The following is a 24,281-nucleotide window of genomic DNA, read 5'->3' as shown; positions in this document are numbered from 1 at the left end:
GCGTAAATCCCGGCGCCCCCAGAGGCGCATTTAAATCCGCGAAACCGTGCTCTTCTCATGGTGCGCAATGCCCACCCTACCGTAGGGTGGGTACTACCCACCAAAAGGCCTACATAAATATTATTCAACCTCGCCGCGGAGCGCTGATGAAGCCCGGCTTGTGATGACCCCGCAGGATCGTAGATAACGATGGGTGCTAACCGGCAGGACGCCGGTTAAGCCTGCCCGCGGCCATGGATGGCCGCTGCAGGCGTGCCCCAATCGGTATCAAGAGACAAGGATCAGGGCATCACGCCGGAAAAGGGGATCGGAAGGGGCCTGCCCCTTGCAGAAAAAACAAAGGCCTGGCGGCAGCCAAAGAAGCCCACCCACCGAAGGTGGCTACAAAAAAGACAGCTACAAAAAAAGGCGGCTAATCAGCCGCCTCAACAAAACATCAGAAAAACAGCTTGGCGAGCTCCTCGCCCGGATCTTCCGCCCGCATAAAGGCTTCACCCACCAGAAACGCATGAACATCCCGCTCACGCATGGCAGCAACGTCTTCTGGCCCAAGAATACCGCTTTCAGTAACCAGCAGGCGATCAGATGGTACTTTGTCCAGCAGACCGAAGGTTGTTTCAAGCGTCAGGTCGAAGGTGTGAAGGTTACGGTTGTTAATGCCAACCAGAGGTGTCTGCATAGTCAGTGCCGTTTCCAGCTCTTCACCGTCGTGCACTTCTACCAATACATCCATACCCAGTTCGTGGGCAATGCCTTCAAGGTCCTGAAGCTGCATTTTGCTCAGAGCAGAAACGATCAACAGCACGCAATCGGCATTAATCGCGCGAGCTTCGTAGATCTGGTAAGGGTCAACGAGAAAGTCTTTACGGATCACCGGCAAGCTGCAGGCTTTGCGTGCCGCCTTCAGGAAGTCTTCGTGGCCCTGAAAATAATCGCGGTCAGTCAGTACAGACAAACACGCAGCGCCGGCTTTCTCGTAGGATTCTGCGATTTCCTGCGGAATAAAGTTCTCACGCAGTACGCCTTTCGATGGCGATGCTTTCTTAATCTCAGCGATCACTGCTGGCAGGCCAGCATCGACTTTCGCTTTCATCGAGTGGTAAAAACCACGCAGTGCGTCTTTGTCCATATCCAGCGTCTGAGCTTTGAGCTCATTCAGTGGAAGGTTCGCACGGCGCTGAGCCACTTCTACGGCTTTGGTATCGATGATCTTTTTCAGAATGGTCGGAGTATTCATAGCAATTCTTTCGTGCCGCTCAGCGGTCGTTGTCTTCCGCCAGCAGTCCGGAGAAGCTGACCAGTTCATTGAGTTTGCCCAGCGCAAGGCCTGAACAAATTGCGTCATCTGCCATGGCGACGCCCTCTTTCAGGCTTGTCGCCAGACCAGCCACGTAGATCGCGGCGCCAGCATTTAATGCGAGCATATCTGCAGCACGTTGGCCTTCGGCTGTTTCACGCTTTCCTAAGGCATCCTTAATTAAGGTCAGGGACGCCTCAGCACTTTCAACGTCCAGTCCTTTTAGTGGCTGAGACTCAATACCGAGCTCATCTGGAGTAATAACAAACTCACGCAACTCGCCATTCTTTAATTCACAGGCGTATGTCTCAGTGGCCAGACTGATTTCATCAAGTCCGTCTTTTGAATGCACGACTAATACATGACCACCGCCCATTCTCTGCAATACTTCCGCAACAGGGCGCACAAGCGCCTGTGAGAAAACACCAATGACCTGATTCGCAACACCCGCCGGGTTGGTCATTGGCCCAAGGATATTAAAAATGGTACGCATGCCCAGCGACTTTCTTGGGCCGATGGCGTGCTTCATTGCACTGTGGTGTGATGGCGCAAACATGAAGCCAACACCGAGCTCATCAATGCAGCGCGCAACCTGCTCTGCAGTAAGAGCCAGATTGACCCCTGCGGTTTCCAGCAGATCTGCACTACCGGATTTTGAAGAAACACCCCGGTTACCGTGTTTTGCAACGGTGCCGCCAGCAGCCGCGACAACAAATGATGACGCCGTTGATACATTGAAAAGATTCGCGCCATCACCGCCAGTGCCCACGATATCAACCGCATTTTCAGCCTTAACAGAAACGCCCGTAGCCAGTTCGCGCATGACGGTAACAGCACCCACGATTTCATCGATGCTCTCGCTCTTCATACGCAGCGCAACGAGAAAAGCGCCTATCTGAGCGTCGTCACACTGACCCGTCATAATCTGACGCATGACGTCGATCATTTCGTTGGTAGACAGGTCCTGACGCTCAACAACGCGAGCCAGTGCCTCTTTAATTTCCATGAGTTTCTCCTGTCAGTCGCGGTTAAGCGTCGTTTTTAGAAAGTTATCCAATAATTCGTGCCCATGCTCCGTCAAAATAGATTCCGGATGGAACTGAACACCTTCGACGGCCAGCTCTTTATGTCGGACACCCATAATTTCTTCCATACTGCCGTCAGGATTCTGAGTCCATGCAGTAATTTCCAGACAGTCCGGAAGATTCTGCTTATCTATCACCAGAGAATGGTAGCGGGTCGCCTTATAAGGATTGGGTAACCCTGAAAAAACACCCTGACCTGCGTGATAAACATCCGAGGTTTTGCCGTGCATAACTTGCCCGGCACGAATGATATCACCGCCATATACCTGGCCGATGCTCTGGTGCCCGAGGCAAATACCCAGCACTGGAATTTTTCCGGCAAAATAGCGGATCGCTTCCATAGATATGCCCGCTTCATTCGGCGTGCAGGGCCCCGGTGAAATAACCAGGCGCTCGGGTTTCAGCGCTTCGATTTCTTCGACGGTAATTTCATCATTGCGGAATACCTTTACTTCGGCTCCGAGCTCAGTGAAATACTGAACAACGTTGTAGGTAAAGGAGTCATAATTATCGATCATTACCAGCATGCTATTTCTCCTTTACTGATCCAGCCCTGCAGCCGCCATTGCGACTGCACGGAATACGGCACGGCCTTTGTTCATCGTCTCTTTCCATTCAAGTCGCGGCACAGAATCAGCAACAACACCGGCGCCAGCCTGAATGTTAAGGGTACCGTCTTTAATCACAGCCGTGCGGATAGCAATAGCGGTATCCATGTTGCCATTCCAGCTCAGATAGCCCACTGCTCCGCCGTAAACACCGCGTTTGGTGGATTCGAATTCATCGATGATTTCCATTGCACGAATTTTCGGAGCACCGCTCAAGGTACCGGCAGGATGGGCTGCCCGTAACACATCCATTGCCGTAATGCCGTCTTTTACTTTACCAGTCACATTAGACACGATGTGCATGACATGACTGTAACGCTCAACGACCATCTGATCAGTGACTTTCACCTGACCGGATTTTGCAATTCGGCCCACATCATTGCGGCCTAAATCGATCAGCATCAGGTGTTCGGCAATTTCTTTCGGGTCAGCAAGAAGCTCATCTTCGAAGGCCTTGTCTTCTTCCTCGGTATAACCCCGCTTGCGCGTGCCAGCGATCGGGCGCACGGTCACTTCACCATCTTCAAGTCGGGCGAGAATTTCTGGTGAAGATCCCACTACATGAAAATCACCAAGGTTCAGGCAATACATATATGGCGATGGATTTAACGTACGCAGAGCCCGGTATACATCAACAGGGTTACCGTCAAAAGGAATGCGCATGCGCTGAGAAATCACGCACTGCATGATGTCGCCAGACAGTACGTATTCTTTAATCTGATCGACGGCATCCATGAATTTCTGCTCACCAAAACACGAGCGAAAATCCTCTTCGGTAATTTCCGTTGCCGTACGAAGCTGACCAACTTCGCCCTGATAAGGCGCACGCAGAGTTTCGCGCAGTTCACCCAGGCGCTGTTCGGCTTTTTCGAAAGCCTGCTCCACAGACGGGTCGGCCATCACAATCAGGTGCAGTTTGCCGCTGAGGTTGTCGAAAACGACGACCTCTTCGGAGACCATCAGGAGTATGTCCGGCGTACCGATTTCATCTTCAGGACAACTGTCTTTCAGTCGCGGTTCGATATAGCGGATCGTGTCGTAGCCAAAGTACCCCACCAGACCACCGTCAAACTTCGGCAGGCCTTCCAGATCTGGCACCCGGAAGCGCCCCTGAAATTCCTCGATGAATGCCAGAGGATCATTAACCTCCTGCTCTTCAATGATTTCGCCATCCCGCAGGTGCTGCACGGTGTAACCACTTACCCGGATGACTTCACGGGCTGGGAGGCCGATCATGGAGTAACGCCCCCATTTCTCGCCGCCCTGCACCGACTCGAATAAGTAGGTATATGGCTGATCAGCCAGCTTGAGATAAGTAGACAGAGGAGTATCAAGATCAGCCAGTACCTGGCGTGCGACCGGAATACGGTTATAGCCCTGTTCAGCCAGAGCAGCAAAAGATTGCGGAGTCATATAAAACCTTCAGATTGTTAAGCGCGTAAAAAATAAAAGACGTAAGAAGTTCTGGCGCTTAACACCATCGACGGGTCAGGTGCTGACCCTGTTGTTGTGGGCGGCTGTATTGGAAGAACACCGCTTGCTCCGGAGAATAATTGAGAGATACGGCTGAATATAACGGCTGGTCGCCGCAGGAGCAAGACCTCTCCTGAATTTGCGTACTATGAAACGGTCTCACGCCAATCCAGTACCGGCCAGCTACGCTCCTGTGCGACATCGGCAAGAATTTGAGTCGGATTCAGAACCACCGGAAACCCGACCTGCTCAAGCAATGGCAGGTCAGCATGGCTGTCAGAATAGAAGGCTGCCTGATCCAGGCCATAGCCCGAACCACTCAAAAAACGTCGCGCCATATCTACTTTGCCAATCCCGTAACACAAGGGTTTCTGCAGCCCCTTGATCTGAGTTTCGGCGACATCCAGACGATTGCTGATGACATCTCCAATGCCCAGCTCGCGGCCGTAAGCCTCTGCGACAACCTCATCAGCGCCGGTGATCATCACGATCCGGGTTCCCTGACGTTGATAGGCAAATAACAGAGAGGCCGCCTGCGGGTAAATATGAAGCTGGCCGCGCTCATTGAAGAAACGTTCGACAGACGACTGGTAATCGGCAAGGGTCATTCCGCGGGTGCGGGTTCGGTAGTAATTGGACAAGCGGGTATGTGTGACGCGCCCTTTCTTATAGGCGCGGTACAATGACAACAATGCCTGAACGCCTTCCACCATGGCCCAGCGATCACGACGGAAACGCCAGCGAATCCACAAGCTGTTGGCGTCTTTATTTATCAGGCTGTCATCAAGGTCAAAGAATACGACCGGGACATCATAAACCTTCATTCCGTCCTCCTCTGACCTACAGACTACCATACGCCCGGGATGACCATAGTGTCCCGATTGTAAAGGTACAAACACAATCAGACTGCTGAAATGTGACAAATTACATTTTGCCACGTTTCCAGGATTGACCTGAATCACCACAGGCGTAGTGTGAATAGTCCATCCTTAATCAAGACGGCGCAGTAAAGCGCGTCTCGCCACTGTGAAAAGGAGCGACTATGAAAGGTTTGGAAATTTCTTTCCGTGATATCGAACACTCTGACGCTATTGAGTACCAGATCCGCGAAAAAGCCAGCAAACTGGCCTCCCGCTACGATGAAATAACAGGAATCCGAGCCGTTGTTGGCTTACCCCACAACCACAGCCACAAAGGGAACATTGCTCATATCTCTCTTGAGGTCGGACTTCCCGGCGAAACCGTTGCTATCACCCACGACCATCACGATAAATCAGAGCATGAAAATATGTACGTTGCTCTGCGTGACGCGTTCGATAAAGCACAGCGAAAGATAGGTAAAATTCACAATAAGCGCATCGACAGCAAGCGCAGAATGCACTGACCGACAGAGTTGAAAACGACAGTGCAAATAAAAAGGGGCCATCAGGCCCCTTTTTCTATCTGATCTTATTCAACCAGAGATTCAAACTACAGCTTGCCGCTGAGAAGCACCTGCAATAAGCCAGGACGGGAAAGATCAGCATACAGTGACGCCAACTCTTCGGGGCTTTCGTTAAAGTCTTCACGAATCCAGCGAACAATGACCGCAAATGACGCGCCAGCCAGATAATCAATCACATAGTGAATGCGACTGTTGCTGGCAATGTTGAGCTTGTGGGCTTCGATGTAGCGCTCAATCGTGCGCCCGACATAGGTCTTAAACTCATTTAACAGGATCGCTTCAACATCTTCGGCCACCAGCAACTTAGCCACGTCAGAATGCAACTGCCATTGACGGAACATCAGTACCGCAATCTCAGGATCGACGTTAGGTGACCGGGTGAGAATTGGGTCAATCTGCTCGGCAAACTCCAGGAACATCTGCTCGATGTAATAACGCAGCAGATCATCCTTCGACCGGAAGTGCAGATAGAATGTCGGACGGGCCACGCCTGAGTGCTCACAAATGTTCGCTACCGATAGCTTTGAGTATGGTTTCTCTGCCATCAGTTTGAGTAGTGTATTAACCAACAGGCGGCGAGATCGTTCTACCCGTTTATCCAGTTCCTTCGCAGCGGCCACAGCGCCCCCTACAGATTGATGAGTTTTTCTTATAAATATACAGATTGGCGCAAGTGTACATGAACTTATCACCAGGAAGAAGATGGCCTGACACTTCGGGCACAAAAAAACCGCCCGGAGGCGGTTTCTTTACGCTCATACTGACAATGTCAGTATCAGGCAGTCTCGAACATCTCGTCGTCCAGACCGTACAGTGACTCAGAGCCACCCTTAACGGTTGCTGACAAACCAATGTATCGAGGCAGCAGACGCTTAACGTAGAAACGTGCAGTCTCCACTTTCGCCTTGTAGAAGCTGTCATCCTGCTTAGGCAGAGCAACAACCGCCATCTTCGCCCACATATAAGCGTACGCCGCGTAGCCAAATACGTGCAGGTACTCAACAGACGCCGCACCGATCTCGTTCGGGTTGCTCTGAGCCTGATCGATAACCCACTGAGTCAGATCAGACAGATTCTCCATCGCTGCCTTCAGAGGCTCGATGAACTCAGCCGCAGCTTCGTTACCCGCCTGTGACGCGACAAAGTCGTTAACGTCCTGCTCAAATACTTTGTACAGAGAGCCGTTGGTACCAACAATCTTACGGCCCATCAGGTCGAGCGCCTGAATCCCGTTTGTGCCTTCGTAGATCTGAGTGATGCGCAGGTCACGAACGTGCTGTTCCTGACCCCACTCACGGATGAAGCCGTGACCACCAAAGATCTGCTGACCCGCGATCGCGCTTTCCAGAGCTACGTCAGTCATGAATGCTTTCGCAACCGGCGTCAGCAGAGCAACCATCTGCTCAGCGTGCTTCGCCTGATCTGCGTTGTCGCTGTACTTAGAAGTATCCAGCCACGCACCTACGTAGGTAGAGAACGCACGACCGGCTTCGTTGAACGCACGCATAGTCATCAGCATACGACGTACATCAGGGTGTACGATGATAGGGTCAGCTGCTTTGTCTTTCGCGACTGCACCAGTTGGCGCACGGCTCTGGATACGGTCACGAGCATAAGCAACAGCGTTCTGGTAAGAGTTCTCGGCAACGCCCAGCCCCTGGATACCCACACCCAGACGCTCATAGTTCATCATGGTGAACATGCACGCCAGACCTTTGTTTTCTTCACCTACGAGCCAGCCTTTTGCACCGTCGTAGTTCATTACACAGGTCGCCGAACCTTTGATACCCATCTTGTGCTCGATCGAACCACAAGAAGCTGCATTGCGCTCACCCAGAGAACCGTCTTCGTTCACCAGGAACTTAGGTACCAGGAACAGAGAAATACCCTTAGGGCCAGCTGGTGCATCCGGCAGTTTCGCCAGTACCAGGTGGATAATGTTCTCCGCCATGTCATGCTCGCCCCAAGTGATAAAGATCTTGGTGCCAGTGATATCGTAAGAACCGTCAGCGTTTGGCTCTGCCTTGGTACGGATGATACCCAGGTCAGTACCCGCGTGTGGTTCGGTCAGGTCCATTGCGCCAGACCATACACCTGAGTACATGTTCGGCAGGTACTTTTCTTTCAGTTCCTGTGAGCCGTGAGCATTCAGAGAAAGACACGCACCAGCGGTCAGCATAGGCGCCAGACCGAACGCCATGTTAGAGCCCTGAACCATCTCTTCAACCTGAGCAACCAGAGTCTTAGGCATGCCCATACCGCCAAAGTCAGGGTTACCACCCAGACCGTTCAGTCCCGCTTCAACGTAAGTCTGGTAGGCGTCTTTGAAGCCTGGAGCGGCAGTCACTTCACCGTTTTCCCAGGTAGATGAGTTCTCATCACCGTCACGGTTGATCGGTGCCAGAACCTGGCTTGCGATTTTCCCACACTCTTCCAGGATGGCTTCCGCGGTTTCCATGTCCACAGCACCCTGCAGACCAGCAAGGGATTCCCACATTGAACCCGCATCAAAAACTTCATTCAGAACAAAGCGCATATCGCGTAACGGAGCTTTATATTCTGGCATGACTCACCTCATTTATATTGGTACAGAACGCACATCAGGAACGTTCAGAAATTCAATCAAAATAGCTTTGTATATAACGCAGAAAAACCGCGCCGTGGCGCGGTTCTTCTTAGTCAGACACATCAGAACGCGAAGTGTTCAGCGTCCAGATCCATCATGCTGTCAGCGCCGGCAACCATGGCTGCAGCGTGACCTTTAGCGCGTGGCAGTACGCGTGCGAAGTAGAACTTAGCGGTCTGAATTTTCGCTTTATAGAAGTCTTCTTCACTGGTGCCTGCTGCGATTGCATCCTGAGCAACTTTCGCCATGCGAGCCCACAGGAAAGCCAGAGTCGCGTAGCCAGAGTACATCAGGTAATCAACCGATGCAGCACCCACTTCTTCGCGGTTCTTCATAGCGGTCATACCGATCTTCATGGTCAGGTCGCCCCACTCTTTGTTCACTTCAGCCAGAGGCGCTGCGAACTGAGCCATCTGTTCGTCACCTTCAACAGACTGACAGAACTTGTGAACGATCTTAGTGAAGTTACGCAGAGACGCACCCTGAGTCATCAGTACTTTACGGCCCAGCAGGTCGAGCTCCTGAATGCCAGTAGTACCTTCATAGATACAAGCGATCTTAGTATCACGTACCAGCTGCTCCATACCCCACTCAGCGATGAAGCCGTGACCACCGAATACCTGAACACCCAGGTTAGTCGCTTCGTAGCCAGCTTCAGTCAGGAAAGCTTTCGCAATTGGAGTCAGGAAGCCCAGCAGCTCGTCTGCAGCTTTACGCTCTTCTTCGCTTTCCGCTTTCTTAACGATGTCGTTCTGCTGTGCCGCCAGATAAACCAGCGCACGACCACCTTCTGCGAAACACTTCTGAGTCAGCAGCATGCGACGTACGTCTGGGTGAACGATGATTGGGTCAGCTGCTTTCTCAGGCGCTTTAGCACCAGTCAGAGAACGCATAGCCAGACGATCTTTCGCGTACGCCAGTGCGCCCTGGAAAGACGCTTCAGCCGCAGATGCACCCTGCAGAGCAGTACCGATACGGGCAGTGTTCATGAAGGTGAACATGCAGTTCAGACCTTTGTTTTCAGGTCCGATCAGCCAGCCTTTAGCACCGTCGAAGTTCATCACACAGGTCGCGTTGCCGTGGATACCCATTTTGTGTTCGATAGAACCACATACAACACCGTTGCGCTCGCCCGGAGTGCCATCTTCGTTTGGCAGGAACTTAGGAACGATGAACAGAGAGATACCCTTGGTACCTTCTGGAGCACCTGGGAGACGAGCCAGTACAATGTGTACGATGTTCTCTGCCATGTCGTGTTCGCCAGCAGAGATAAAGATTTTAGAACCAGTGATGGCGTAAGAACCGTCAGCGTTTGCTTCCGCTTTGGTCTTCAGGATACCGAGGTCAGAACCACAGTGTGATTCGGTCAGACACATGGTACCAGTCCACTCACCTGAAACCAGCTTGCTCAGGTAGGTGTGTTTCTGTTCTGGCGTACCGTGCAGGTCCAGAGTGTTCATCGCACCGTGAGACAGACCCGGGTACATGCCCCATGACCAGTTAGATGAACCCACCATCTCAGAGATAACAGTACCCAGAGATTCTGGCAGGCCCTGACCGCCATGGTCTTCTTCGTGCGCCAGTGAAGGCCAGCCGCCTTCAACGTACTTAGCGTAAGCTTCTTTAAAGCCAGTTGGCGTGGTTACGGAGCCGTCATCGTGGCGGGTACAACCTTCGATGTCACCAGTACGATTCAGAGGAGCCAGCTCCTGCTCACAGAATTTTGCACCTTCAGTCAGAATGGCGTCGATCATGTCAGGCGTTGCAACCTCAGCATAAGCTGGGATGTTTGCGTAATGACCTGGCATATCCAGCAGTTCGTTCATTACAAACTGAATGTCACGGAGGGGAGCTTTATACTCTGGCATAGGGATGACCTCGTTGCCGTTATTTGTTAGCGCAGCTAGGCTGCCTGATTATTTTCCCGCAGCCCAAAAGCCTGGCAGGACGCAATTTCGATCAGGATATACAATCCAGATTCAAACAAGTGTTTGAAACATACGTTCGCACAATGGAATTGTCAAGCCTGAGAGGGATGCAACATCGGGGATTGATCGCATAGAAATTGAAAAGAAAGGGTTATGACCGATTAAGCCAATCAGGCTTCTTCGTCGAAGAGAGTCCCGGAGGTTGGAAGGCTCGGAGAGCTTATGCGCAGCAATGTTTCGTTGATCTGACGAAGTCTGGCGTTATATTCAGCGAAGCGCTCAGCGACGGAGACGAAACCTTCGTCTTCGTCTTCATCGGAGCCTGACTGAGCCTGTCGCGCCGCTTCGATCTCTGCACGCATGTCATCGCGCTTCTGATCTCTCGATTCTGCTTCTGCGCTCAGGTCTTCGCGTTGCTGCTGAGCAATATCGGCCTGAGCTTCGGCCATTTTCTGTGCCGCCATGGCAGCGACCTGACGGTCCTGAGCAGATGGTTCCGCAGGTGCCAGCGCTGCCCGCCGGACACGCGCCATCTTCTCGTAAGTCGCGGAGGGATCTCCCGGCACGTCCGAGACATCAATACTGACTTCACCTGATACCGCGTACCTCTGACCATCAGGACCTTTGGTAAAGCTGTACGTCGGTGCACTCGCCAACTGCCCACCAATTGCCTGATGGGCTCTTTCATGGTTCCGAACTTCAATATCCCGGCTCTGTAGTTGCCGTACGAGGTCAGCATCCTCCTGCTGCTTACGCATGTCAGCGTCAGGCTGGCGGACGGATGAAGAGGCGCCATCAAGGGTCTTCCCCGCTTCGGGAGCGGCATTTACCGGGGAGTCGGCACCGACGTCTGTCGTTGCATCAGTGCCTATGTTGGTATTTTGGGGGCTTCTCTCAGCCCGCGAAGAATAAGCGGGCTCAGGAGCGGTGAAGAGTACACCTGACGCTATCTGCATATAACGCCCTCAGGGGATTACGCCTGCGTATCGATAAGAGAACCCAGCTGACGGTCGGCTGCCTGCAGTACTTTCGCGTTTGCGTCAGTAGCCTGCTGACCCTGCTTCATGTCTGTCATCGCAGACGCAAGATCTCCGGTCCCCTCAACGGGACGCTCGGTTGTAGTTTCAACGACGGTCTGGGCAGCCTTGGCAACCTGCTCGGTTCCCTGACTGACACCATATGCTGCGGTGGCGAACGTCGAACCTGCTGTTGATCCTATATTCATAACGACCTCTGCTGAACAAATGTTCCTGATCATTATTTAATCAAATCAAAAACAAAAACGCCATCCCGGACAGGATGGCGTTTAGACTGATTTCTTATATAAATCAGTGAGTTTGTGCTGACTGCTGAGAAGCGTCATAAAAAAGATCAGCATTCTGCTCAGGTTGCGCCAATATCTCGTCAAGCTCCTGTGGGGCCTTGGTAACCCGATGTTCTGAGTTGATTCCCAGTTTACGGAACAGATCCTGGTCCTTGTTAGCAGCCGGGTTAGGAGTCGTCAGTAAGCACTCACCATAGAAAATGGAATTAGCCCCGGCAAAGAAGCACATTGCCTGCATTTCTTCCGACATTTCCTCTCGCCCAGCACTCAGACGAACATGAGACGCTGGCATCATAATGCGGGCTGCTGCAATGGTGCGGATGAAATCCAGAGGATCAAGATCGCCCTGAGTCTCAAGCGGCGTGCCCGCCACTTTCACCAACTGGTTAATCGGTACTGAATCGGGATGTACCGGAAGATTAGCCAACTGAGCCAGAAGACCCGCACGGTCTTTATGGGACTCGCCCATCCCCAGAATGCCACCGGAGCATACTTTCATGCCGGCGTTACGCACATTAGCCAGAGTATTCAGGCGATCTGAATACGTGCGCGTCGTGATAATTTCACCATAAAACTCAGGCGACGTATCAAGATTGTGGTTGTAGTAATCGAGGCCCGCTTCAGCGAGGGCATCCGCCTTCTTATCATCCAGCATGCCGAGCGTCATGCAGGTTTCGAGGCCCAACTCTTTCACGCCCTTAACCATCGCGAGTACGTAAGGCATATCTTTGTCGCGCGGCGAACGCCACGCAGCGCCCATACAAAAACGATCCGAACCCGCAGCCTTAGCCGCCTTGGCCTTCTCAATAACCGCCTCAACTTCCATCAGGCGTTCACGCTCCAGTCCGGTGTCGTAGCGGGCACTCTGAGGGCAGTACGCACAATCTTCCGGGCATGCACCCGTCTTAATGGACAGTAAGGTACTTACCTGTACGGCGTTCGGGTCATGATACTCACGGTGCACGGTCTGAGCCTGAAAAAGCAGATCATTAAACGGCGTGTTCAGTAGCTGCTCGACTTCTTCAACAGTCCAGTCGTGGCGAACAGTGCTCATCATGGTACCCTCAGTTTGGTGTCAGTATCACGGATGATAAAGATGAGGCATAACTGGTCAACCCTGATGAAAATCCGGGGTAACCTCAGTACGTTTTTTGATCAACTCTTCGAGTGTGAGCTCTGCCTTGAGCCCGATGGCAGCAGTACAGGAATCTGCGAGGAGTGCCTGAACCGCTTACCCTACATGGGACTTGCCTGCCCGCAGTGCAGCGAAAGTGTTTCGACGGAGGGGTTGTGCGGTCGCTGCCAGCGAACGCCACCAGCGTACGACTACAGCTATTGCTCTCTCAGTTACGAACACCCGCTTCCTCACTGGCTGCATCGCTGTAAGGACAAACGCGATACCAGGCAAATCAGCCGGATGCAGACGCTCATGCTGATGGCACGTCCTGCCTTAGATGACCAGCCTGAAAACTACCCAGATATGGTTACCTGCATACCCACCAGCCACCGACGACGACTCTGGCGCGGTTTTAACCTGAGTGAAGAATTGGCCCGCGCAGTCGCCCATGATCTCGGCCTGCCATTCCATCGTCTTCTGAAGAAAACGAAACACCAGGAGCAACGTGGACGTTCCGCCAGACAGCGAGCCAGTAGTCAAACCGATATGCGCGTAGAAACCAATCTCAACCTTGCTGGCAAACACATTCTTATCGTTGATGATGTCATGACTACCGGCAGCACGCTTCACACCGCTGCAGCACTTCTGAAAGAATCCAATGCGCAGAAGGTCGGCGCCTGGTGTTTTGCCAGAACACCGAAAACCCGATAAACCCAGCTCACCTTCAGGCATAATGTCCACCACACTCATGTTCCGGATTCCGCTATGCACGCCTACGCCGATTTAAGCCACGACCTGGTCATGGACGCAATTGAATCGCTCGGATACCTCTGCGATGCCCGCGTAATGGCATTAAACAGCTATGAAAACCGTGTATTTCAGGTAGGCATTGAAGATGAACAACCTTTAATCGCCAAGTTCTATCGCCCGACTCGCTGGACTGATGAGAGCATCCGTGAGGAGCACCAGTTTCTGCTTTCGCTGGCCACAGAAGATGTGCCCGTCATTGCTCCGATAGAGATAAATAACGAAACTTTATTCACCTATGGCGGTTTCCGTTTTGCACTTTTTCCTCGCCGCGGTGGTCACGCTCCCGAACTGAGTAATGACGACGACCTGGAACTGATTGGGCGCTGGCTTGCTCGCCTGCATAACATTGGTGAGACCACACCGTTTATTCACCGGCCGCATATCAATGGCAGTGAAGATATTTCCGCAGCAGCAGATACCGTACTTGCCAGCGGTTTAATGCCTGAGGATTATCATGCGGCGTACACGTCACTCATCAGAGACATCTGCGCACATACAGATCAGATCAAGCTGTCGAATCATTCACAGATTCGTCTGCATGGTGACATGCACACGGGCAATCTGATTATCCGGGACGAGAACCTCTACCTCGTCGACTTCGATGACTGCGCTCAGGGTCCTGCAATGCAGGATATCTGGATGTTACTCAGTGGCAGCCGAGAGGAACATCGCCAACAAATCATGGTCATAGCAGAAGGCTACAGCATGTTTCGCAGATTTCCTGCAGAGGAACTCCCTCTGATAGAGATCCTGTGTACACGACGAATTGTTCGACATGCCGCCTGGCTGAGCCAGCGCTGGGACGACCCGGCATTTCCGGTGGCATTCCCGTGGTTTGCATCACACCGCTACTGGTCAGAACATTTACTGGCACTGCGTGAGCAACTGTCCGCACTGCAAGAAGAACCACTGGCATTACCTGTATTTTAAAGAGGATGTTATGAAAAAGTACCTGATCGCTACCGCCATTTCTGCCGCAACTATTACGACCGTTTCTGCGGAGGAAAATAACCTGCGTAATGCGCTTTATCTCGGCGGTGCCGTTAATCACAACGTCATTGATTCACCGTTCGGCGGCGACGAGTTGGACGCCAATGGCTACTCGCTGTTTGGGGGGTATAAGTTCGACAACTCGGTTGCCGACCTGATGACAGCAGTTGAGTTTGGATACAGTGACACGGGCGATTTTTACAACAGCAATGGTAACGGTGACGAGGATATCAATGGTGTCTGGGTCGCTGCGGTTGCAGAAAAGTACCTGCCGGAAATTGACCCACGCTTAAGCGTTATTGGTCGCGGTGGCCTGGACCTGGGTGACGACGACGGTATTTTTCTCGGCGCAGGTGCCGGATTTAAAGTAAACGAACAGGTCGGGCTTCGCGCAGAATTTATTAATAAAGATGCATCCTCTGTTTATCAGGTTGGCGCCTTGTTTCATTTCTAAGTTCATTACCTGACTAGTAATCTGATCCTGACTAATGACCTGATTAATAATCTGAGTCAGGATAAATAAAAATGCCCGGCCTGAAATACAACTCAGTGCCGGGCATTTTTATGCATAAAGTGGATTAAAAAAGCTCCCCACCCTAAATGGATGAGGAGCTCTCTTAGATCAGGGAGATAAACCTCCCCATCAGGTTCGCAGTCAGAGTATCAGCGAACACCGCCACGGCGCAGGGCCGCTGGAGTGTAGTCAGAATAAGTACGCTCAAATTCGTACTGGTAACCTGACTCTTCTTCGTTATCCAGACCCAGAGCCAGGTAGCGTCCTGAGTTCAGGTCGTACAGTGTCTCGATGGCATACCAAGGCACTTTACGGTCGAAGTAGAACATGTTGTGTGATTCAGCCACACGCCACAGTTCGCCACGGCCGTCGTAATGATCGATCTCAGTCGCCTGCCAGGTATCTTCATCGATGTAGAAAACACGCTTAGCGTATACATGACGCTGACCATCTTTCAGAGTCGCAGTTACTTTCCACACACGGTGCAGTTCGTAACGGGTCAGGTCCTGGTTGATGTGACCCGCCTTGACGATATCGTCATACTTCAGGCTGGTGTCTTTCAGCTTATATGAGTTGTATGGAATGTAGACTTCCTGCTTACCTTCTAACTTCCACTCATAACGGTCCGGAGAACCGTTGAACATGTCGAAGTTATCCGCAGTACGCAGGCCGTCAGACGCGGTACCCGGGCCGTCGTAGGCAACCTGAGGCGCACGACGTACACGACGCTGACCAGCGTTGTATACCCAGGCTTTACGAGGCTCTTTCACCTGGTCCAGTGTTTCGTGAACCAGCAGTACGTTACCGGCCAGACGCGCTGGAGACAGAACGTCCTGCTTGAAGTAGAACAGCACGTTGTCATCTTTATCTGCCTGGAAATCGACCAGATTATTACGGTAGGTGAATTCGTCTTTAAAACGAACCACCGTGTAATCACCGTTCACCTGAGGGGTTACCTGACCGATGATACGGCTGACCGACCCACCGCGATAGCGGGTGATGTGGTTCCAGATAACCTCAACACCTGTCTGAGGGAATGGAAAAGGCACGCCAAAGGTAAAGTTGGCGATACCGTTACCGTCGTTCAGCAGTGAGGTATTTACAGCATTCTTCTTGGTCTCGTCGTATACCTCCTGTGGATAAGCAGCCGAACGAACGGTCTTGTAAACCGGCATTTTGTAGGTGTCGGGATACTTCTCGAACATGGCCTTCTGACCGTCTGTCAGATTCGCCGCATAGTCCTTATAATTCGCTGCGGTAATCACAAATTCAGGCTTGTCACCAGCGAACGGATTACCAAGACGACCGTTCTTGTCGACGCTCGCGGCGTCAGTAGCCAGACCGCCAGTCCACGCTGGAATATTGCCCTGCGCTTCTTTAATTGCACCTACTGGAGTCAGCTCTGTACCCAGTTTGGCCGCCTGATCAGCACTCACACCCGCGTGTGCAGAACCCATCAGCATGGAGAGGGCCGCAGCCGCTCCCCAGATTTTAAATTGTTTCTTCAACATATTCGGAACCTCTGTGTAACTTGTTTAACTGCTCAGAATGAATATTTAGCAGAAAGACTGATGTTGTCGCGGTCTTTCAACTGGTTATATTTGCCACCCGAGAAGTTAGTGTAGGACACGTCAACGGATGTCTGGTTCAGATACAGGAATGACACACCCAGACCAACGGTCAGACGATCATCAATAAACTGTGAACCTGGCTCTGGGCCATAACCTTTGTCATAAGCAACCGACAGATTAGGCGTCATGTTCACACCCGCGAAGGCGTTGTTATACGTCAGGCCAGAACGCAGACGGATACCACCTGATAGCTTGGTGGTGTAACCATCATCAGTACAGTAGTCAGTATTTACGTTCGCAGACGTACCGCCATCGAAACAGTAGTTAGTATCACCACCCGCTGCGAAGACGCCGTCGTTGTTACCAATGCCGTAAGCACCTGAGCGGCCATAACGGGCATCATCAGTATCCGGAAGGTCAGGGATATAGGTCGCACCAATTTCACCAACAAGCGCTAGACGGTCAGCACCTAATACACGATCAAAGAACATGATATAGGTCGACTGTGCCTGCCAGATGTCAAACTCGTCGTAGCCCTTACCAACTTCACCGTAGAGGTCAGAAGCACTACCTGCTTCTTGAGCACGTTGCTGATACAGACGGCTCCATGGCGCACCGTTACCTGCCAGAATCAGCTCAAATGCGTTCCACTGTATTGGCATATCCGGCTTGTAACTGATTTCACCTGAGATAGACGCACCACTTGCAGTACTACGCGCAAACGAGATACCAGCAATCTTGATGTCTTCAGGGTAAGCGATCTGATACAACGGACGATACGTGTTATAGGACGCATCAGGGTTAACTTCCAAATTCGGTGTACCGGTCAGAACGCCAAGACGATCCTGGTTGGTGATCACACCGTTGATGTATGGAAGGCGGCTATGAATGTTCATGTAGTAGAAACCGAATTCGGTGTCACCCAACGCTTCTGAATACCAACGTACGGCCATACCATACTGGCCACTGTCGCTCGGTTCTTCATCTTCGATTCGCTCTGTTACTGGTGCTACGCGGTTTGCAAGCGGAACCCCCGTGTCTATCTCCAGATCACGAAAAGCGAGAATATCGCGTTCATCGGCTTCGCCACCGAGGATCACAGGCCCACAACCGTCGGCTACGAAATCAACTGTTGAGAAGAACGTGCCGCACGGGTCACTGCGCGTATGATCCCACTCCAGCTGATAGAAAGCTTCCAGAGTGATTTCACCCGTCAGACCAATCGAGGTATAGAACATGTTGACTGGCAGCAGGCCCTCTTTCAGCTCGGCACCCGGCTTACGGAATGCTGAAGCATCCACTGGGTTAACGCTGTTGATACCACCCTGAATGAAGGTACTTTCACCCCAGCTGATAACCTGGCGACCAAGACGGAAGGTCACTGGTACATAGTTGATGTCATAGTCTGCCCAGACGAAAGCATCTAACAGTTCGGCACCACGACCGGCGGCGTTTTCAGTATCTTCGTTCAACTGTTTGAACTCAGTGTCCTGATCCATGATCGCATGATCATAGTAAGCGCGGGCACGGAAGAAACCACCGTAGTTGCGGTAGCTCATTTCGAGATCACCGCTCCACTTGAAGACATTTGTATAAATGTCTCCCTGATCGTAATTCAGCGTACCGTCGTCGTAGTTGTATGACGCACCGTAAGTGGTTTCATCAATAGCAGAACCATTGCCTACCATAATCTGGCCACGATCACGTTCTTCTACACGCCAGCCAATACCGTACGACACTGTGTTTGCCAGTTGAATATTCAACTCGCCAACGTTGTACTCAATTGCTTGAGCTGACGTGACTGCTCCCGCCATGGCCAGAGCCAGCGGAGTCTTTTTAAACATCTGATAAATTGCTTTATTCATGATTTTTATTCTCCGCAACTCAATTGCTTTCTAAAACGGCAGTGTTAGTAACGGTGTAACTACCCAGAATCAGGCTCACTGACTGACCAAGCATTTCAAGGAACACTGCACTGTCGTCAGAATTTGCGAACGTACTATGAGTACCAGACGCAAAGCGAACTTCCGCACGCAAAGGTGTAGCCAGATCACCAACAGTCGTTGCGCTCGTTACAGCCTCAGTATTCAGCACAGTAGTCAAACCTTGAGTACCCGCAAGAGGAGCAAAGGCCGTATCGATTCCTGCTGGCAATCCGAGCGCAGATGCAAAGGCAGCGTATGGGTTGGTGCCTGCATCGGCGAAGTAATCGCTGTTAGGAACGGTATGATCAGGCAAATAGACGCCAGCGGCTTTAAAACCATCTGGGTATGAGATGCCTGAAGCATCACTTGGTAACGCATTACCACCCACCATATTAAAGGCAACGACAGGCGTGTCTGTTGCAGCGAGCATGCTTCCAGAGTTGGCTGGATCTGCAACATCTACTGCTGACTGGAATACGTACATAAACTTCTCGAAGTTCTCAGTACCCTGAGTCACACCAGAAGCGGCGAGACCACCGACTACCACCGGTCCAAAGGATGGCGAATTTTCAAGAAGCTTAGTCAGGTTCGCACCACCATTAGCGAGAATTACGCCCTGAACTTCATTCAGGCTATCGTTGGCTGCAAGCACAGCTGGTGAGTTGTTCACTGCTGCGTAGGTCGTCGCAACAATCGCTCCCAGAGAGTGTCCAGCGACAAACACCTTAGTCTCATCCAGCTCTAACGCAGCACCCGCTGCAACAACAGCATCACTGACGTTACCAATACTGGCATTCAGGTTAAGCAGGTCTACAACCGCCTGTCTGAGGTTGTCGCGAGTACGAGTGAAATTAGACAGGTTGATAAAAGTCGAACCTGAGGTACCGGCATCCTCAGCACCAAACTCCATAGCAACCCGAGCGTTCACACTGTTCTGGTAAACATTGCCGTGACGCTCCTTAATGCTGGCAAAAGTGGTGTTACCACCGCCAACCTGAGCTGCAATAACGCCTGCCCATGGTGAGGACGTATCTGCACCCAGAGCGACTTCCATATTGAATGGGAGCAATGCATTAGCTATCGGGTCACCATTACTATCGCTGGTGATTGGGGCAATGCCATGCAATGGCAAGTCAATTGCTACCGTTGCAATACAGTTAGCTGCCAGCCCCGCCGCATAAGGTAGAGCATTGCCTCGGCTACCAGTAATGCCATGCACATACATCACAACCGGAACGGAAGTCAGACCGGAACAGTCACGAGCACCCTGAACAAGTCCACCTGCGGAGTAATCAACCTGATCAGGCATAGTGATAAGCAGTGGCGCAACATTATCGCTTTCCTGAGGCTCAGGGAACGGGTAGCGATAGGTTACGTTGGTCGACTCATCGTCATCTTTAGGAGGCGTTGTACCCGCTTCGTTACCCAGCGCTCCGTCAAGTACAGCACCAACCGTCGTATTGGCAGACCAGTCAGGATCGGCCGCCATCGCGGCACTGATACCAGCTGCAGTAAGCTCGGTAGTCAAGGTGACATCGCCCAGGAAATCCGGCAGCTCAATCTGCCCCTGATAGTAGCGAGTCGCAGTATCTGCCGAACCCAAGAATGTCGCAGGTGATGCGCCATTGCCACCAATCGCACCATCTACTGATGCTCCATTCACAACGGCAACATTGCGTGCAGTAGGCCGATCAACAAGCTCGTTAAGCGTGACCGCTGATTGCGCACCGATCAAACTACTGATATCGGCAGAGGCAATTGATCCGTATACCTGGCCAGGATAAATATCCAAAGCCTTCACCCCAGCAACCTGCTCATCCGTAACTGCAGCAAGTTGTGCTGGGTCATTGGGGTTACCCATAGCGCTGGCAACAGCGATAGAGCGAGCGACAATATCTTCAAGCTGACCACCGGCGAATTCGTCAGTCAGATCTTCTGCTGCCTCCAACGTCAGATTGGCTGCGATGAACTGCGCAGGGTTAGCGTAAGAAGTAAGAACGTCTAAAGAGCCGTCAGTAGTAAATGCATAGTTCAGGACGATATTATCCTGGGAGAGAGCTCCGCCGGATGCAGCTGCCAGAAACTGTCCTGACAGTGCTTCCCAACCCTGTACTGCATCACGAACCGGTTGCAAAGCCGGTGATGGAAGACCCAGATTCCCGCTCACCAGTTCATATTCGGCAGAGGTTGCGACCGCCTCTCCTGAAACGGACTGGATTCCGTCGGTAAGTACTACGAGGTACTTGGTCTTAGCACTAAGCGGCGTCATGGGCGTAATAGCCACAGAAGGTGTTGAGCCATCACCGAGCTCAACATAGCGTGCCATGTAGTCAGTACCCGCTACCGGCTGATCGTCCGAGAATGGGGAGGAAGGAGTATCCGCGTAAGCAGTGTTCGCAAGAATCGTCTTAATATCCAGCGCATCAATATTTGCATTGTCATCACTGTTCTTCAGCGCGATAAGGAAAACACTTTGCCCAGCAACTACGGTATCCGCGTCAAGCAGGCCGTTAAAAGGAATGTAGAAAGTAGCCGTTGTAGAGAAGCCAGGCAGATCATTCAGTGCGGTAGTTACGGGCGGCGTCGTATCTGCGGTGGCCGCAGTGCCATCAGTTGCCGAAGCTGAAGCAAAAACCAGATCGGTATTCAGTGGTAATTGGGAGTTTGCGGCAGAAAAAATCGGAGTAATCCGCGATGGAGTGCTCCCATCAGAACCGGCAGTCACCGCCCCGGTATCAACTTTATAATCACCGCCAGTCTTACAGCCCGCAAGACCTGCGGCTGTGGCTGCGATGGCCAGACTGAGTAAAGTCTTCTTCACCATACATGTACCTGTAATGTGTTGTTATGGTTATTCAAATGCGCTGGTACACACATCCCTTGCGGATATCAGCAATCACCTGACTATAATCCCGTCGACTCATACCCTCATCACTCGAAAGTATGATTCGCCTCCTTAAACCGGGGCATTTTGTATCTGATCGTAATCAACCATAGTCCAGATCGGCCAACCTACCAAACCGGGGGATAGGATTTACGCACCCCTTTGTCATAGAATAGGCGCCCTTTTAAACCAACCCTCATTCCCGAACAGGAGATCCCTATGTCGTCCAATCAGGATTCCGTTGTAATTGTTGCTGGTGCCCGTACCCCAATGGGCGGCTTTATGGGCAGCCTCAGTTCAGTCTCTGCACCCGAGCTTGGTGCTATCGCAATTGAAGAAGCAGTGAAGCGCTCTGGCCTGCAACCAGCTGATGTTCAGGAAGTTATCATGGGTAACGTACTGTCTGCTGGTCTGCGTCAGGGTCCTGCACGTCAGGCGATGCGCAAGGCAGGTCTGCCGGATAACACTGGCGCAACCACCATCAACAAACTTTGTGGCTCTGGCATGAAAGCCACCATGATGGCTCATGATGCAATCAAAGCCGGTTCTGTTGATATCGCGGTATCCGGCGGCATGGAGTCCATGTCAAAAGCCCCTTACATCCTGGAAAACGCACGCGGTGGCTATCGCATGGGCCACGGCGATCAGGCCAAAGACCACATGTTCTTCGATGGTCTTGAAGATGCAGAGACTGGCAAACTGATGGGTGCTTTCGCTCAGGACATGTCAGATAAGAAGGAATACACCCGCGAGCAGATGGACGAATACGCGATCCGCTCCCTGAATCGTGCTAAAGACGCGATTGAGAAAGGTCTGAACACCGCTGAAATCGTACCGGTTACTGTAAAGAGCCGCCGTGGTGAGACTGTCGTTGAACAGGACGAGCAACCATTCAACGCCAACATCGAAAAAATCCCATCTCTGCGCCCGGCATTTGCGAAAGACGGCACTATCACAGCTGCTAACGCTTCATCTATCTCTGATGGCGCTTCGGCACTGGTACTGGCACGCGAATCCGTTGCCGCTGAAAAAGGTCTGACGCCGGTTGCCCGTATCGTGGCACACAGCACTCACTCTCAACACCCTTCTGAGTTCACGGCCGCACCTTGTGGTGCTATCGAAACCCTACTGGCAAAAACCGGCTGGAACAAAGACGACGTTGATCTGTGGGAAATCAACGAAGCTTTCGCCATGGTCGCTATGATGCCTATCGACGCATTCGGACTGGATGCTGAGAAAGTAAACATCTATGGCGGCGCCTGCGCACAGGGCCACCCGGTTGGCTCTACTGGCTCGCGTCTGATTGTGACTCTGATGAACGCCCTGAAAAACACCGGCGGCAAGAAAGGTATTGCTGCTCTGTGTATCGGTGGTGGTGAAGCAGTTGCCGTTGCAATCGAGATGATCTGATTGCAGCGCTAACGAAAGAAGCCGGCTTAACGCCGGCTTTTTTGTGCCTCGCACATAGCGAGCTTACTTAGAGAGTTAAAGCGTCTGTGAAGTCGTCACAGCAAGGCAAAAATCTTCGAGAAAGCGGAGCTAGTTATAAAACTGAGCCGTCGGCGAAGAAGTCATAGCGCGGCAAACATCGGCCAAAGATACGGAGCGTTTATATCAGTTAAAGCGTCAGCGAGGCGGTCACAGCAAGGCAAAAACATTCGAGAAAGCGGAGTTTACTTTAGTAAATGAGCATTTCGAGAAGGTTTTTAACAACGCTGTGACAACGCAGCTAGCTTTAAAACACGATTGTTTTGTTACCGTGGAGCAACACCCTATCTTCCAAATGACTCCGCACCCCTCTCGCCAGCACTGACTTCTCAACGTCTTTGCCTAAACGCACCATGTCTTCGACCGTATCGTTATGACTGATGCGGATTACGTCCTGATCAATGATAGGCCCGGCATCCAGCTCCTGGGTCACGTAGTGGCAGGTAGCACCGATCAGTTTTACACCGCGTTCTGCGGCCTGGTGATATGGCTTGGCCCCTACAAACGATGGCAGGAAGCTGTGATGAATATTGATCACTTGCCCAACGTATTGCTCACAGATTTCTGGCGGCAGAATCTGCATATAGCGCGCGAGTACGATGGTATCGGCCTTGTGTTCTTCGACAATCTCTGTCACCCGGCGGAAGTGTTCGGCCTTGTTATCTTTATCAACCGGTACATGAAAGTACGGAATACCGTGCCATTCCACCAGCGAGCGCAAGTCGTCGTGATTTGAGATCACGCATGGGATATCACACTCAAGCTCCCCACTGTGCCAGCGGTGCAGAAGATCAACCAGGCAGTGGCTCTGCTTACTCGCCATCAGGATGACCTTCTTAGGTGAACCACTGTCGCTGAGCTGCCAGTCCATCTCGAATTCGTCGGCAATCGGCGCAAAAGCTGCCTTCAGCCCATCAGCATCAAATGGCAGGGAGTCTGCGCGGATACAATGACGCATAAAAAAGCGTCCGCTAACCGGGTCTGAATAGTGGTTTGCCTGAACAATCCAGCCACCGTGCCCCGAAAAAAACTGGCCAATTTTAGCCACGATGCCGACCCTGTCAGGACAGGAGATAGTCAGCCTGAATACTCTTTCCATAATGTGATACATCACTCAATAACGATAGCCACCAGCTTGCATCCAGAAACCTTTCATGGTCAACTCTTTGACGCTCTAATGACTGTTCAGAACTAAAA

At 51.9% G+C, this 24,281-nt stretch carries 20 protein-coding genes; 5 read left to right on the top strand and 15 right to left on the bottom strand.

The window, feature by feature from the left end; all coding sequences use genetic code 11:
• Positions 1–436: 436 nt before the first annotated feature.
• From trpC to B2067_RS04735, 5 genes are all read right to left on the bottom strand, one after another.
• Entirely contained in the window at positions 437–1,237 is an 801-nt protein-coding gene (trpC, locus tag B2067_RS04755; RefSeq protein WP_301387631.1) for an indole-3-glycerol phosphate synthase TrpC, read from the bottom strand.
• 19 nt (positions 1,238–1,256) lie between these two features.
• Positions 1,257–2,303, bottom strand: coding sequence for an anthranilate phosphoribosyltransferase (gene trpD / locus B2067_RS04750; RefSeq protein WP_301387630.1), 1,047 nt, complete (start codon positions 2,301–2,303; stop codon positions 1,257–1,259).
• Positions 2,304–2,315: 12 nt separating this feature from the next.
• A complete protein-coding gene (locus tag B2067_RS04745) occupies positions 2,316–2,909 on the bottom strand; it encodes an aminodeoxychorismate/anthranilate synthase component II (protein ID WP_076515397.1) in 594 nt (197 codons plus the stop codon).
• 12 nt (positions 2,910–2,921) lie between these two features.
• Positions 2,922–4,403 carry an anthranilate synthase component I gene (gene trpE, locus B2067_RS04740; RefSeq protein WP_297531210.1) on the bottom strand — a complete coding sequence of 494 codons (1,482 nt, stop codon included), beginning with the start codon at positions 4,401–4,403 and terminating at the stop codon, positions 2,922–2,924.
• Between the two features lie 206 nt (positions 4,404–4,609).
• Positions 4,610–5,287: an HAD family hydrolase gene (locus B2067_RS04735; protein WP_068439257.1), complete on the bottom strand. Its 678-nt coding sequence runs from the start codon at positions 5,285–5,287 to the stop codon at positions 4,610–4,612.
• A 218-nt stretch (positions 5,288–5,505) separates the two neighbouring features.
• On the opposite strand from B2067_RS04735, the gene B2067_RS04730 reads away from it, so the two are divergent.
• Positions 5,506–5,847, top strand: coding sequence for an HPF/RaiA family ribosome-associated protein (locus tag B2067_RS04730; RefSeq protein ID WP_297531207.1), 342 nt, complete (start codon positions 5,506–5,508; stop codon positions 5,845–5,847).
• Between the two features lie 86 nt (positions 5,848–5,933).
• On the opposite strand, the gene B2067_RS04725 is transcribed toward B2067_RS04730, so the two are convergent.
• The 6 genes from B2067_RS04725 to bioB all read right to left on the bottom strand — a co-directional run bounded on the left by B2067_RS04725 (position 5,934) and on the right by bioB (position 12,842).
• Complete coding sequence (locus tag B2067_RS04725; RefSeq protein ID WP_297531205.1) at positions 5,934–6,527, bottom strand: TetR/AcrR family transcriptional regulator; 594 nt, start codon at positions 6,525–6,527, stop codon at positions 5,934–5,936.
• 155 nt (positions 6,528–6,682) lie between these two features.
• The gene (locus B2067_RS04720) at positions 6,683–8,473 is read right to left on the bottom strand and encodes an acyl-CoA dehydrogenase C-terminal domain-containing protein (protein WP_076515407.1); all 1,791 of its coding nucleotides are present in this window, start codon (positions 8,471–8,473) and stop codon (positions 6,683–6,685) included.
• Between the two features lie 122 nt (positions 8,474–8,595).
• Positions 8,596–10,401: an acyl-CoA dehydrogenase C-terminal domain-containing protein gene (locus tag B2067_RS04715; protein ID WP_301387628.1), complete on the bottom strand. Its 1,806-nt coding sequence runs from the start codon at positions 10,399–10,401 to the stop codon at positions 8,596–8,598.
• Positions 10,402–10,631: 230 nt separating this feature from the next.
• A complete protein-coding gene (locus B2067_RS04710; protein ID WP_301387627.1) occupies positions 10,632–11,417 on the bottom strand; it encodes a putative metalloprotease CJM1_0395 family protein in 786 nt (261 codons plus the stop codon).
• 17 nt (positions 11,418–11,434) lie between these two features.
• A complete protein-coding gene (locus B2067_RS04705; protein WP_068439164.1) occupies positions 11,435–11,686 on the bottom strand; it encodes a flagellar basal body rod C-terminal domain-containing protein in 252 nt (83 codons plus the stop codon).
• Positions 11,687–11,789: 103 nt separating this feature from the next.
• Positions 11,790–12,842 (bottom strand): biotin synthase BioB, encoded by a 1,053-nt coding sequence (gene bioB, locus B2067_RS04700; RefSeq protein ID WP_139325806.1) that lies wholly within the window; start codon positions 12,840–12,842, stop codon positions 11,790–11,792.
• Between the two features lie 39 nt (positions 12,843–12,881).
• Between bioB and B2067_RS04695 the strand changes: the two genes are divergently transcribed.
• Genes B2067_RS04695 through B2067_RS04685 form a run of 3 tightly spaced genes read left to right on the top strand, consistent with a single transcriptional unit; the run spans position 12,882 to position 15,156 of the window.
• Complete coding sequence (locus B2067_RS04695; RefSeq protein ID WP_297531196.1) at positions 12,882–13,613, top strand: ComF family protein; 732 nt, start codon at positions 12,882–12,884, stop codon at positions 13,611–13,613.
• Between the two features lie 54 nt (positions 13,614–13,667).
• A complete protein-coding gene (locus B2067_RS04690) occupies positions 13,668–14,642 on the top strand; it encodes a serine/threonine protein kinase (protein ID WP_301387626.1) in 975 nt (324 codons plus the stop codon).
• Positions 14,643–14,652: 10 nt separating this feature from the next.
• A complete protein-coding gene (locus tag B2067_RS04685; protein WP_076515418.1) occupies positions 14,653–15,156 on the top strand; it encodes an outer membrane beta-barrel protein in 504 nt (167 codons plus the stop codon).
• Positions 15,157–15,365: 209 nt separating this feature from the next.
• On the opposite strand, the gene B2067_RS04680 is transcribed toward B2067_RS04685, so the two are convergent.
• The 3 genes from B2067_RS04680 to B2067_RS04670 are packed head-to-tail and all read right to left on the bottom strand — an operon-like array spanning position 15,366 to position 21,536.
• The gene (locus tag B2067_RS04680) at positions 15,366–16,727 is read right to left on the bottom strand and encodes a DUF1329 domain-containing protein (RefSeq protein ID WP_301387625.1); all 1,362 of its coding nucleotides are present in this window, start codon (positions 16,725–16,727) and stop codon (positions 15,366–15,368) included.
• Positions 16,728–16,759: 32 nt separating this feature from the next.
• Positions 16,760–18,652 (bottom strand): DUF1302 domain-containing protein, encoded by a 1,893-nt coding sequence (locus B2067_RS04675; protein ID WP_301387624.1) that lies wholly within the window; start codon positions 18,650–18,652, stop codon positions 16,760–16,762.
• Positions 18,653–18,671: 19 nt separating this feature from the next.
• Positions 18,672–21,536: a hypothetical protein gene (locus tag B2067_RS04670; protein ID WP_301387623.1), complete on the bottom strand. Its 2,865-nt coding sequence runs from the start codon at positions 21,534–21,536 to the stop codon at positions 18,672–18,674.
• A 279-nt stretch (positions 21,537–21,815) separates the two neighbouring features.
• On the opposite strand from B2067_RS04670, the gene B2067_RS04665 reads away from it, so the two are divergent.
• Positions 21,816–23,006, top strand: coding sequence for a thiolase family protein (locus B2067_RS04665; protein WP_068439179.1), 1,191 nt, complete (start codon positions 21,816–21,818; stop codon positions 23,004–23,006).
• 325 nt (positions 23,007–23,331) lie between these two features.
• Here the strand turns inward: B2067_RS04665 and purU are convergent, their stop codons facing one another.
• The gene (gene purU / locus B2067_RS04660) at positions 23,332–24,183 is read right to left on the bottom strand and encodes a formyltetrahydrofolate deformylase (RefSeq protein WP_068439192.1); all 852 of its coding nucleotides are present in this window, start codon (positions 24,181–24,183) and stop codon (positions 23,332–23,334) included.
• Positions 24,184–24,281 lie beyond the last annotated feature (98 nt).

The sequence above is a fragment of the Thalassolituus sp. UBA2590 genome (assembly GCF_002339775.1).
Classification (GTDB): Bacteria; Pseudomonadota; Gammaproteobacteria; order Pseudomonadales; family Oceanobacteraceae; genus Thalassolituus.
The sequence above is the reverse complement of the archived record's forward strand: the minus strand, read 5'-3'. Positions and strand labels throughout refer to the sequence as shown.